The 12424-nt window shown below is 40.6% G+C and carries 12 protein-coding genes and 1 tRNA gene; 8 read left to right on the forward strand and 5 right to left on the reverse strand.

Annotation, left to right across the window (positions count from 1 at the left end; genetic code table 11):
* The first annotated feature begins 51 nt into the window (after positions 1-51).
* Together M8998_RS08090 and M8998_RS08095 are read left to right on the forward strand one after the other, a co-directional pair.
* The gene (locus M8998_RS08090; protein ID WP_249992066.1) at positions 52-1779 is read left to right on the forward strand and encodes an MFS transporter; all 1728 of its coding nucleotides are present in this window, start codon (positions 52-54) and stop codon (positions 1777-1779) included.
* Between the two features lie 263 nt (positions 1780-2042).
* Positions 2043-2891, forward strand: coding sequence for an N-acetylglucosamine kinase (locus tag M8998_RS08095; RefSeq protein ID WP_249992067.1), 849 nt, complete (start codon positions 2043-2045; stop codon positions 2889-2891).
* 78 nt (positions 2892-2969) lie between these two features.
* Here M8998_RS08095 and M8998_RS08100 read toward each other — a convergent pair whose 3' ends face one another.
* Both M8998_RS08100 and M8998_RS08105 read right to left on the reverse strand, forming a co-directional pair.
* Complete coding sequence (locus M8998_RS08100; RefSeq protein WP_249992068.1) at positions 2970-3653, reverse strand: metal-dependent hydrolase; 684 nt, start codon at positions 3651-3653, stop codon at positions 2970-2972.
* A gap of 79 nt (positions 3654-3732) precedes the next feature.
* Positions 3733-4050, reverse strand: a complete 318-nt coding sequence (locus M8998_RS08105; protein ID WP_249992069.1) for a YbaB/EbfC family nucleoid-associated protein — start codon at positions 4048-4050, stop codon at positions 3733-3735.
* A gap of 119 nt (positions 4051-4169) precedes the next feature.
* Between M8998_RS08105 and M8998_RS08110 the strand changes: the two genes are divergently transcribed.
* Complete coding sequence (locus tag M8998_RS08110; protein ID WP_249992070.1) at positions 4170-4673, forward strand: ABC transporter substrate-binding protein; 504 nt, start codon at positions 4170-4172, stop codon at positions 4671-4673.
* A 24-nt stretch (positions 4674-4697) separates the two neighbouring features.
* Here the strand turns inward: M8998_RS08110 and M8998_RS08115 are convergent, their stop codons facing one another.
* The gene (locus M8998_RS08115) at positions 4698-5678 is read right to left on the reverse strand and encodes a DUF8457 domain-containing protein (protein ID WP_249992071.1); all 981 of its coding nucleotides are present in this window, start codon (positions 5676-5678) and stop codon (positions 4698-4700) included.
* A gap of 213 nt (positions 5679-5891) precedes the next feature.
* On the opposite strand from M8998_RS08115, the gene M8998_RS08120 reads away from it, so the two are divergent.
* The 4 genes from M8998_RS08120 (at position 5892) to M8998_RS08135 (ending at position 8768) form a co-directional block, all read left to right on the forward strand.
* A complete protein-coding gene (locus tag M8998_RS08120; protein WP_249992433.1) occupies positions 5892-6479 on the forward strand; it encodes a thymidine kinase in 588 nt (195 codons plus the stop codon).
* 127 nt (positions 6480-6606) lie between these two features.
* Positions 6607-6688, forward strand: a tRNA-Leu gene (locus tag M8998_RS08125).
* A 78-nt stretch (positions 6689-6766) separates the two neighbouring features.
* Positions 6767-8101 (forward strand): trigger factor, encoded by a 1335-nt coding sequence (locus M8998_RS08130; RefSeq protein ID WP_249992072.1) that lies wholly within the window; start codon positions 6767-6769, stop codon positions 8099-8101.
* An 88-nt stretch (positions 8102-8189) separates the two neighbouring features.
* Positions 8190-8768: a GNAT family N-acetyltransferase gene (locus tag M8998_RS08135; RefSeq protein WP_249992073.1), complete on the forward strand. Its 579-nt coding sequence runs from the start codon at positions 8190-8192 to the stop codon at positions 8766-8768.
* Here M8998_RS08135 and M8998_RS08140 read toward each other — a convergent pair.
* Positions 8765-9877 carry a lactonase family protein gene (locus M8998_RS08140; protein WP_249992074.1) on the reverse strand — a complete coding sequence of 371 codons (1113 nt, stop codon included), beginning with the start codon at positions 9875-9877 and terminating at the stop codon, positions 8765-8767. The two genes, M8998_RS08135 and M8998_RS08140, sit on opposite strands and share 4 nt — an antisense overlap.
* A 39-nt stretch (positions 9878-9916) precedes the next feature.
* Positions 9917-10432 (reverse strand): hypothetical protein, encoded by a 516-nt coding sequence (locus M8998_RS08145; RefSeq protein ID WP_249992075.1) that lies wholly within the window; start codon positions 10430-10432, stop codon positions 9917-9919.
* A gap of 183 nt (positions 10433-10615) precedes the next feature.
* On the opposite strand from M8998_RS08145, the gene M8998_RS08150 reads away from it, so the two are divergent.
* The gene (locus M8998_RS08150) at positions 10616-12385 is read left to right on the forward strand and encodes an AMP-dependent synthetase/ligase (protein WP_249992076.1); all 1770 of its coding nucleotides are present in this window, start codon (positions 10616-10618) and stop codon (positions 12383-12385) included.
* Positions 12386-12424: the final 39 nt, after the last annotated feature.

Below are 12424 nucleotides of genomic sequence, written 5' to 3' on the forward strand. Positions count from 1 at the left end.
CTGGTAATAACTCAAATTTATGTGTATGTTTATCAGCGTCAAAAAAATATTATGAACAACAAACCTATACAAACGAACTATCCTGCGCTGTATACTTTGATTACAGTGTTTTTTTTCTGGGGATTTATTGCTGCGGGAAACAGTATTTTTATCCCTTTTTGTAAAAACTATTTCAGTTTAGACCAGTTTCAGTCTCAACTTATTGACTTTGCTTATTACTCTGCATACTATACAGGTGCTTTATTACTCTTCATCTTTGGCACACTTACCGGAAAAGATCTGGTTGGAAAATGGGGCTACAAAAGGAGTATCGTTTATGGGTTATTGTTTTCTGCTTTGGGTGCCGCAGCGATGATTGGTGCTGTAGAGATCAATTTATATACGGCCATGTTAATTGGCCTTTTCATTGTGGCACTTGGATTCTCTTTACAACAAACAGCAGCCAATTCGTTTGCCGTGATCTTAGGCGATCCAAAAACGGGTGCCTCTCGTGTTAACCTTGGTGGTGGTGTCAATTCATTAGGAACGACAATCGGCCCGCTAATCATTGGATTTGCCTTATTCGGCACCTTTGAAACAGTTTCTGATGCAGATATTGCTAACCTACCATTGAGTAAGGTAGTGTATCTATATATCGGCGTGGGCTTCTTATTTCTATTGGCCGCAGCCATGTTTTATTTCTCTAAAAAAGTACCCGCAGGCTACAATCTAGAACCTATGGAGTCTGCTAATAAAGCCAGAACGACACTTATCGTTATGACGGTTTTGTTGTTTTGCGCTTTCGCCCCTGTATTTTTAAGCTATAAAAGCGAGGCAGCACTGCAGATTGAAGCTTTACAGGAACAATGGAACAATGCGATTGATGTAACGTCTCAAACCGCTATTTCTGCCCAAATAGATGCTTTAAGACACCCTCTTGAATTGAAACGCATGGCTTGGTTATCTGCTGCGTTGGTAGTGATGGTCGGCGGATTGGTATTTGCGTATAATCGTGCGAAGAAGAAACCGGAAGGATGGGGTGCCATGCAATACCCCCAATTGGTATTAGGTATGCTAGCCTTATTTCTTTACGTAGGTATCGAGGTGGCTATCGGCAGTAACTTAGGAGAATTATTAACGCTGGATGAATTTGGAAATCTACAATCGTCAGAAATCACACCATATATCTCGATGTACTGGGGTAGTATGATGATCGGACGTTGGGCTGGTGCATTAAGTGCATTTAATCTGATGACAAATACCAAAAAGATTCTGATCGTGATTGTACCATTAATTGCATTTATGCTAATTATCGGTGTAAACAGTCTTGCAGGCTTTGATATGTCGGTATTATATTATTATGTAATCTGTGTTTTCATTCAGATTGCGGCATTCTTCTTTAGTAAAGATCGCCCTATCCGTACTTTAGTAATTTTCGGATCTTTCGGTTTGATTGCCATGGTTGTTGGCTTGCTTACCGCAGGAACGGTAGCTATCTATGCGTTTTTAGCAGGTGGTCTAGCTTGTTCTATCATGTGGGGTTCTATCTTCAGCCTTTCTATCGTTGGCCTTGGAAAATACACAGAACAAGGCTCTGCATTCTTAGTGATGATGATCTTGGGTGGTGGTATCTTGCCTCCTATCCAAGGAAAGCTTGCGGATATCATTGGTATCCACAATTCTTATATCGTGCCAGTATTCGGATTCTTATATATCATACTATTTGCTATTATGGTAAAAGGCTTCTTGAAAAAACAAGGTATAGATATGGAAAAAATAGAAGTAGAAGGCAGTCATTAAGCACTCAACAAATTGTAAATTATACACTAAGTAACTTTATTACTTAGTCATTCAAAAAGGCCTTCAAAATCACATTGAAGGCCTTTTTGAATTTCAGAATATAGATCTCGACTAGCAGATGGGATTTATTTACCATAACTGTTATTGTTTTAAAGATTAATAATGTATTTTGCGAAACATTGACGCGGAAACGAACCTACGTCGGTGAAAATATTAAGCACAAGATTACTAACACAAATATCTAAAATCAAAACATCGATATAATGATTGTTATTGCTGATGGTGGTTCTACCAAGACAAACTGGTGTTTGTTGGACGATTCAAAAAAGAAAATTTACTTTAACACGGAAGGATACAACCCCTATTTCGTGGATAGTAATTACATTGTATCCTCTCTAAAAAAAGGACTTCCGAACGACATTCCTTTTCAAGAAATAAAAGAAGTGTATTACTATGGAGCAGGTGTACACAATGAGGAAAAAGCCAATATTGTGAAAGATGCTATCCAAGTGGTATTCCCACAATCTCAAGTAGAAGTTGGCCATGATCTATTGGCTGCTGCACGCGCTTTATTAGGATCTGAGGCTGGCTTTGCTGCCATATTGGGTACCGGAACCAATAGCTGCATCTATGACGGGTCGAAGATTACGCATAATATCGATTCGGCAGCGTATATTCTAGGCGACGAGGGTAGCGGAAGCTACATTGGCAAAAAACTGTTAACGGATTTCATCCGTGGTTTGATGCCAAAGGATGTCGCCGAGGTGTTCTTCAATACGTACAAACTAACACCAGATGAGATCATGGATAACGTGTACACCAAGCCGTTGGCAAATCGTTTCTGCGCTAGCTTCAGTAAATTTGTTTACGATAATAATGTAAACCTACAATATACTAGATCTATAGTAGATGATGCCTTCGAAGCTTTCTTTTCCAACCTGGTTAGTAAATATCCTGATTATCAATCGTACTCTTTTAACTGTATCGGATCTGTAGGATACAATTTCAGAAACGTACTTTCGGACAAAGCCAAACAATACGGGATGGCAGTAGGAAAGATCTTACGCTCTCCAATTGATGATTTGGTAGATTACCATATTAGCAAAGGATAATATACGCCTTGCTAGCATAGAAAAGGGTGACTTACATTTATGTAAGTCACCCTTTTTAGTATCTACTCTAGATATAGACTACAACAAGATTTCGCCACCAATTAAAGGTAGATACAACTTCTTTCCTTGTGCGCTGAATGTGGCAGCCGCTTGTTCGGTATCAATCGAAATAGGAGGAAAAGTATTGTAATGTACACCGATCACGTTCTTACAGTTAATGAAACTCGCTGCTCGCAAGGCGTCGTCCACATCCATGGTATAGTGCCCACCAATAGGTAAGAATGCCCAGTCTATATCCAAATCAGCCAATAGTTTCATTTCTAACGTTAATGCGGTATCGCCCGCAAAGTAGATTTTTTTGCCCCCGACGAAGAATACGAATCCAGCAGCCACGCCGGCGTATTGTCCATCTGGAGTACTGTTGGTATGCAATGCATAAACCATCTTGACTTTTCCGAACGGCAAATCTAACGTACCGCCAAAGTTAAAATCGATAACTTTATCCTCCGGCACTCCTTGAGCTTTCACCCAGGTTGCGGTCTCCACAATAGCAGCTACTGTCGCATTACTTTGCTTTTGAATATGTGCCATATCTGCCACATGATCCTCGTGTGCGTGACTTAGGAAAATGTAGTCTGGCTTAATGCGATCTAGATCGATTTCTTTGGCCAATGGGTTGTGTGATATGAATGGATCCAGCAGAACCTTTGTACCATCGAAATCAAATTCCACACAGGATTGTCCGTAATAAGTTACTTTCATCTATAAAAATTTTGTTTGTGATATGTTATCCAATCTATCGCTGCTTACTGAGCCAATAGGCAAAGCATGGGGATGTCACTTATCCTTTACCAAATAAATCTCCCAGACCGCCTAGATTGCCTAACACATCCTGCGTTGCAGCTTGCATCTCTCCTTGACTAATCTGTTCGGCCTGCACTAAGGCTTTATTAACTGCTACGACTAGTAGTTCCTCCAGTTCTTCGCGGTCTGCATTTTCCATATAAATAGGGTCAATCGCGATTTCTTTCACTTCCTTATTAGCTGTTGCGACCACCTTAATCTTTCCTCCTTCTGCTTCTCCAAATACCGAAATATTGTCTAAACGCGCTTTAATCTCTTGGGCTTTTTGTTGGGCCTGAAACAATTTATCAAACATAGCTCTCCTTATTAGTTTTTCTCCGTAAAAATCATCAAATATCGAACCAATCATCACTAGTTGTCTCGCTTTTTAAGTTGGCTTCTGTACCTTTGGCAAAATTTGGAATACAAGCCACTATGGAGAGAGAAAGCGAATACCAAAAATTACTACAGACATTAAAAGTGACAGACACCTCTGCTTATGAACGGTTGGTGGAAGAAGTAGACATTGTCTATCACAAGCTTAAGTTTATTCCGATGGAGTCGCGCCCGCGTGTGGCATTGGTGAGTAATATTCGGGATCTTTCACAGGATTTTAGTCTATTGACTAAGGAAGCATTAGAAATTGCAGGCGGTAGCTGGCAAGCCAGTCTCCACATTAGTGAGGCCGACAAAATTATCGTGGTTCAGCAAAACGAATTGTTGTACGCCGATCTACCGGTGGTATTGGAAGAAGATTCCCTTGCACAATCTCCCGCAATCATTAACAACGAACTCTACATTATACAACAGGATGTATTTGAAAATGCTTCTGCGAATGCTTTTTTGAAGCAAGTAGAGATATTTGCAGAGATCATACAGGCCAAATACTTTGTTTATGGGCACGATGGCCAGGATTGGGTGCAGTTTGATCTCCGCTAAAATTAAGCAAGCACCTTATGGTGTTTAGGAAAACTTCTTTTGTAAAATATAGTATAGCTTTTCAACCGTTTGCGGTTTTGATGCCCAATTATTCTTTAAGGAGTAATTGGCTTGTAAAAATGCATCAGCCTCTGCCATATTATCAAAACGGTTTAATAGCTCAATCGCTTCTGTATAGGCTAAGCTATAACCATTAAATAAATCTTTAATAAACAACAGTTTATCATTCAAGCTCACGGCTGTTTTAAGATCGACAATTTGCTCTGTCTTACTAGCAGGCGTCTTAAACTGATTAGCATTGGTCAACCCGGCACGTCGCTGTTGCTGAATCATCTCATTTAATGTTAATGGACGACTGCTTGCTGCCGGAGCTTCTGGCTCTTTTCGCTCAGGCTGGCTCACTTCTACCGTACGGCTTTCTTCTATCACGGATTTGACCACAGCTTCTCCGTCATTCCCCTGCTTTTCTGTTTCATTTTTTTCAGCAGATGTTCGCCATTCGCTAATAGAAACTTCTTCTTTGGGTGTTTGGGCAGGTTTCTTTTCCTCCGCTTCAGCTTGCTGATTGGCGGGTTTCTCTTCCTCCTCCTTTGGCTCTTCTACCGCTGGTTCTTCCTCCTCTGGCTCCGGTTCTTCTACCGCTGGTTCTTCCTCTTCCGGCTCAGGCTCAGGAGTCTTTTCTTCGTTATCCGATGACTCATTTGATAAAGTTTTCTGGCCTTGGATTTCAGGCATATTATCCTCCTCTTCTAACTGTTCAGTAGCTGGAGTGAACGTTATGTCGGATGCCGATTTTACGGAAGTCGTTGTCGCATCTGATTTCTGAGCACCTAATTGACTTAAGAGATCCAAGTGTGCTGCCAGGTACTTAGCTTTTGCAGCTAACATCCCAAATTTTATAGCTGCGAACTCCCCATCTTGCTCCTGCACGGCTGCATATTCTTCATTGATCTCAACGAGTAAGTCTCCCACTTTTGCTAGAACATCGTTCTCTGAATACGACATAGACGAAATATTTGTTTTTATAATAATTATACCTATCAGGTAACAGAACACGGTATCAAAAGTTTAGTCAAAAATTAAAAAACTGAAACTGACATCCTTGCTTTTTTAGGCTCGCTCCTGTTCGTCAAAAATAACATTTAATTTCGATATTAGCACACTGGTTTGCCTACGCAAAACTTCACTTACCCTTACTTAAAACATGCTCATTAGATGATGCTTTTCTCTGAACATAATTTCACGCAACATCGTACTTCTCCTATCGGAAGTATTGAGGTAATCACAGGCTCCATGTTTTCTGGCAAGACGGAAGAACTGATTCGTCGACTACGAAGAGCACAGTTTGCGAAGTTGCCTGTAGAGATTTTCAAGCCAGAGGTAGATATTCGCTATGATGAACAGCTCATCGTCTCGCATAATAGCAATAGCATCCCCTCCACTCCAGTGGCACATTCTTCCGCCATCCTTTTACTCAGTGCCGATACCAAAGTTGTAGGAATCGATGAAGCGCAGTTTTTTGATGAGGAGCTTCCTAATGTGTGTGTGCAATTGGCAAACCGAGGGATTCGCGTGGTAGTGGCTGGATTGGATATGGATTTCAAAGCCCAGCCATTTGGCCCTATACCCGCGTTAATGGCTATCGCAGAGCATGTAACTAAGGTGCATGCAGTTTGTGTGCGATGCGGGGTACCCGCAGCCTATTCGTATCGCTTGAATGAACGCGAGGAGCGCGTGATGCTGGGTGAAAAAGAAAGTTACGAACCCAGATGCCGTGCTTGTTATTTCTCCGGACAAAAAATATAGCAATTTAAGCACATCATTACCACGCATTTACAGAACACACACTAATTTTCAACAAATAAAAACACAAAAACACTTGACAAATATCAATCCGCGCCTTATCTTTGTGGCACAATAAAAAATCCTAACTGCGGAAGTGGCGTAATTGGTAGCCGCACCAGACTTAGGATCTGGCGCCGCAAGGCGTGGGGGTTCGAGTCCCTTCTTCCGCACTCAAAATCCTCCCGACCAATACATATCGGGAGGATTTTTTTATTAATGCGATTTTAAAACTACGCTACAAAAAGAGTATGAATATTTCACACCAGAAAATAGACGACATCAACGCCAGCATTACGGTTGACTTGGCACCTGAAGATTACAATCCTCAAGTAGATAAAGCCATTAAAGATCAGGCTAAAAAAGCAAAGTTACCAGGATTCCGTCCAGGAATGGTACCTACAAGCCATATCAAACGTACGTATGGAAAATCAATTTTGTTTGATGAAGTTAACCGTTTGGTAGGTGATCAAATCAATACCTATATCACTGAGCAAAAGCTGGAAGTACTAGGTCAACCACTTCCAAAAGATGAGGAAGAGTCTACTCAGTACAACTGGGACTTCAATGATGCTTTTTCTTTTGAGTATGAGATCGGCTTAGCTCCTGCTTTCGACGTTCCGTTTTCAGCAGATACAGAATTCGTAGCATATGATATTGCTGCAGATACGGCTACCTTAGAAGAACGCGTAAAAAATCTGCGTAGAAGCTACGGAAAGATGATCAATCCAGAGGTTTCCGAAGAAGGCGATGTATTATATGCTGCTTTAAAACAAAACAAAGAAGACGGTATAGAGAAAACAACATCTGTACGTACAGATTTAGTAGAAAATGCTGCCATCAAAAAATCTTTAATCGGCTTGAAGAAAGATGACACGGTTAAATTCGACATCAAAAAAGCTTTCAAAGTAGCCGACATCGCTCGCTTGCTAGGCATCACAGAAGATGAGGCAAAAGATTTAGAGGTAACAGAATTTGAGTTGACCGTGAAAAACATCAACCGACTGGAAGAAGCAGAATTGAACGAAGAATTCTTCAACAAGCTTTTCCCTGCTGGTGAAGTAACCACAGAAGAGCAATTTCTAGCAAAAGTGAAGGAAGAGGTGGAAAACCTATTCAAACAAAACTCTGATCAAAGATTGCGTAACGATATCTATACTTTTGGTATGGACAAAGTAGAAGCTTCATTCCCAGAGCCATTCTTAAAGCGTTGGTTGAAAGCAACGAATCCAGAAATCTCTGACGAAGAGTTGGAAGGTGGATTCGAAGATTTCTTGAAAAACCTGAAATGGACATTGATCGAGAACCGCATCGTAACGGCGAATAACTTAGAAGTAAAATACGATGAAGTAGTTGCTTTAGCTAAAGAACGTATCTATTCGCAAATCAAGATGTACAACATCAACGAGGAGCCTACAGATGAGCAATTGAATCAATTCGCTATGCAATTGCTTCAAGACAGAGAACAAGCTAACCGTTTGTTTGAAGAAGCAAAAGCATTGAAAGTATTCGATTACTTGAAAGGTGTCATCAAATTGAAATCAACAAAAATTGACTACGATAAATTTGAACAATTAGATAAATAAGCAAATCGCTTATCTAATAAATCACAAAATGCCGACGTCAAACAAACGTCGGCATTTTTCATTTTACACATAGTTTATAGCACTTATTATGAAAGTACAAATCAGAAAAGCTACTCCAGAGGATGCCAGTAGATTAGCTACCATACTAAGGTTAGCAATGGCAGAGGTTGTCGATTATTTAATTGGCTCAAAAGAAGAAGAAAAAGCCATTAAGTTCTTAACTTATTTGATCGCTCAACCGGATAATCAATACTCCTACGAGAACATCTGGGTAGCGGAAGTAGATGGAGATATTTTGGGGCAGGCTTGTTTATATGACGGTACTGATCTAAATCGGCTAAGAACTCCTGTATTGGAATTTATACACCAGCAGTACCAACATAGCCCGGATGTATTTGACGAAACAGCATCTGGGGAAATCTATCTGGACACGATTGCTGTTGCATCACACGCACAAGGCATGGGCATAGGCAAGCTCTTGCTACAGCATATTATTGATTTTTATGTAAGGCAGCGGAAAGCGACTATCGGCTTGTTAGTAGACAAAGAGAATCCAAAAGCAAAAAGCCTATATTTAAATACAGGCTTTTCAAAAATATCAGAAAAATCGCTTTTCGGTAAACAGTTCGACCATCTGCAGATCAATTCTGAAACAGCTGATCATTAAAATATAATACATACGGGTGCAGGTACCTCGATGCGTTTGCCGGTATCTTCCAAATCACCGGTAAAAGCATCCCGCTTGAATACGACAATTCGGTTCGTTTGCTGATTGGCAACTAGCACATAAGCGCCATCGGGAGTAATAGCAAAATTTCTTGGGCCAGCTCCTTGTACGCTGTATTTGTTTCGCCATTCCAGCAAACCGTTTGGCAATACCGTGTAATGCAAAATAAGATTTGCATCTCCTCGGTTTGTGGCATACAAACTACCACCATCCGGAGAGATTTTCACGTCTGCTCCCCCCTGCTTTCCTTCAAAGCCATCGCCGTATAGAGACTCTACTTGCTTAAGCATCCATTCTCCTTCTTCTCTCCTAAAAACAGCAATTTGTCCAGTGAGTTCTTGTATTGTGTACAATGTATGCCCATCAGCACTAAAGGTCAAATGCCTAGCACCTCCCCCTTTGATCGTATGGATAATGCTCTGCTCATTGAGCGTTAGTGCACCATTGCGTAAATCTGTACCATCATGGCTTAAACTATACACATGAATCTTATCACTTCCCAAATCTGACACATAAGCTAACTCATCATTGAAAAATGCGGAATGTATGTGGGCTTGTTTCTGGCGATCCGTATCCGGCCCGCCTCCCTCATATTCTAATAAATCGTGTAAGATTAATTTGCTACGATTATCGACCAGACTAAACAATGCTAGTGAACCACCAGAATAATTAGATACCAGCGCTATGTTTCCCGCTGGATCGAATGCGACATGACAAGGATGGTCTCCTAAAGTCGTGGATTTATCTAATAATTTTTCTTTGGCAGTCGAAATATCAAAAAGCGAAAGCGTCGCTTGCTCCCCGTCCCCCTCGTTTACGGCAAGTAAGCGATTCTCAAATCTCGCTAGAAAGGATGGATTCGGAGATTCCATGGTAGAGACAGGCCTAACATCTCCTGTCGCTGCATCGAAGTTAAATCTATAAATTCCTTTGCTGCCCGTACCGCTGGTATAGGTGCCGACAAACATATCGTAAGATTGCGCTGTACCTGCTGGCGGATTTAAAATCAGAGAAAGTACAAGCATACCGAAAAATGCAACTGTTTTCATAGAATAAAATTATGGTGAATCAACTCAGTTGACCACGTGCTAGAATTGATAACGCACCGAAAACCCGAAGGTATCTATTATACGAAAACTAGATGATTGCAAAAAGTCAAAATACGGTTTGATATCCAGCGAGACAGCGATTGGCGTGGTTGGTATATTATATTCTACCCCGGCAATACCATCAACACTTAATGCTAACTCCGAACTGCGCGGGTGCAAATTAACCGATCCGTCTGGTTGCTGGGTTTGAAAAGCTTTTGTGGTATAAGAGCCAATACTACCACCGTAACCCCAATACCAGCTAAAATCTTCATTAATGGGCTGGTGGTATTGATACAAACCAACCAGGCGAAAGCGACTAGAAGTAGAATTGCTCTGCACACTTAAAATTCCTTCCACAGCATTCACATCATTTAATGCATAGCGATAGGTAAACCCCGTAGCACTACCGAAGCGAACACCCGCTGCATGTTGTGAACTGAGCTGTGCAAATGCACTGGCTGAAAACAAGAATGTTAGTGATAATAGCAGATAAAATTTTGTGCTTAATGTCATAGTGTTCTTTACTATTGTTAATGATTTGCGATTATACGAATGTTTATCATACAAAAAAGCAAATTTAACGTTATTTCACCTTTAACCTATATTAAAACTTATTATTTCTAGCAAAAAACAGTAACTTCGTAAACATACTTGAGCCACAAATTGTTATAAACCACAAATTTACCCTTCAAAACGATGAGCGACTTTAAGCGAATATTTGATATTATTCACCATTATCGTGACAATCACGCAAAGCCAATAATGGTGGCCGGAAGAAAAGGTGATTCCTGGAAAACCATGTCCACAGACGAGTTTGTCCAGAACATGGATTTTACCAGTAAAGGTTTGCTGGCAAAGGGAATAAAGAAAGGAGATCGTATTGGTTTAATGTCGGGCAATCGGCCTGAATGGAACATGATTGACTTCGCATGTAACCAGATTGGCGTAGCGACGGTGCCATTGTACCCCACTTTATCTGTTAAAGATTTGGGATTCATTATTGGTGATTCCGAAATTAAAGCATTGTTTGTAAGTAATCGGGACCTTCTGGATAAAATTAAAGAAGCCATCAGTGAACAACATCCTGACTTGTCAATTTTCACCATTGACGAGGTAGATGGTGAATCTTCCCTACATGATTTGATCGCGGTGGGCAGGGAGCAAGATAGTGTAGACCTGAGCGTTCATAATGATGCTGTACAAGAAGACGATTTATTGACCTTGATATACACATCGGGAACTACGGGTACACCAAAAGGAGTTTATCTTTCTCATAAGAATCTTATTAGTAATGTGCTTGCTTGTCAACACCTGGTGCCAGATGCATACAAGAAATCGCTAAGTTTTCTACCATTATCGCACATTTTTGAACGCATGGTGGTCTATTTATACTTTTCAAAAGGGATCCAAATTTGGTATGCGGAGAACTTGGATAATATTGTGGTAGACATCAATGAAGTGAAACCACAATTCTTTACGACGGTACCGCGTGTATTGGAGAAAGTATACGATAAGATTGTGGCAAAAGGCAAGGATCTTACTGGGATCAAAAAAGCGCTATTTTTCTGGGCCCTAAATCTGGGACACAAATATCAGGAACCCGCTAAAAATTCCTTGTGGTACAATATACAACTCAACATTGCACGCAAGTTGATTTTTTCTAAATGGCAACAGGCATTGGGCGGTGAGGTAAAGATCATCGTATCTGGTGGTGCTGCGTTGCAAGAAAGGCTCGCTCGCGTATTCTGGGCTGCAGATATTCGTGTATTGGAAGGATATGGATTGACAGAAACGTCTCCGGTGATTTCCGTAAACTCCTCAGATGATTCCGGTGTGAAATTTGGTTCCGTTGGGCATGTACTATCTAATTTGGATGTGAAGATCGCAGAAGATGGAGAGATCATGGTTAAAGGACCTAGTATTTCTAAGGGATACTATAAAAACGATAAGGCAACGCAGGAAGTTTTTGATCAGGACGGCTATTTCCATACTGGTGATATTGGTGAGCTTACATCCGATGGATTCTTACGAATCACAGATCGTAAAAAAGAAATGTTTAAAACTGCAGGTGGAAAATATGTAGCGCCACAAGTTTTGGAAAACAAATTGATGGAATCTCCGTTTATTGGTCAGGTGATGGTAATTGGGGAAAACCGCCGCTTTCCGAGTGCATTGATAATTCCAAATTTTGAAGATCTGGAAAAATGGGCTGAACATAAGAGCATATCTTTCTCTTCCAGAGAAGAATTGATCGCCCAGAAAGAGGTTATTGAAAAATATGATCAGATCATAAATACGGCAATGACCAAGTTTGGAAAATGGGAAAAAGTTAAAAAATTCGTACTTCTACCCAAAGAGTGGACCATAGATAACGGCGAACTTACTCCAAAATTGAGCTTGCGACGTAAAGTGATTTTGGAGAAATCTGAAAAAGTAGTCAACGAAATCTACGCCGGGGAAGAATAGCGTGTACATCCCTAAATACCTGATGCCATATTTGAATAT

Source organism: Sphingobacterium sp. lm-10, from assembly GCF_023554555.1.
In the GTDB taxonomy this organism is placed as follows: domain Bacteria; phylum Bacteroidota; class Bacteroidia; order Sphingobacteriales; family Sphingobacteriaceae; genus Sphingobacterium.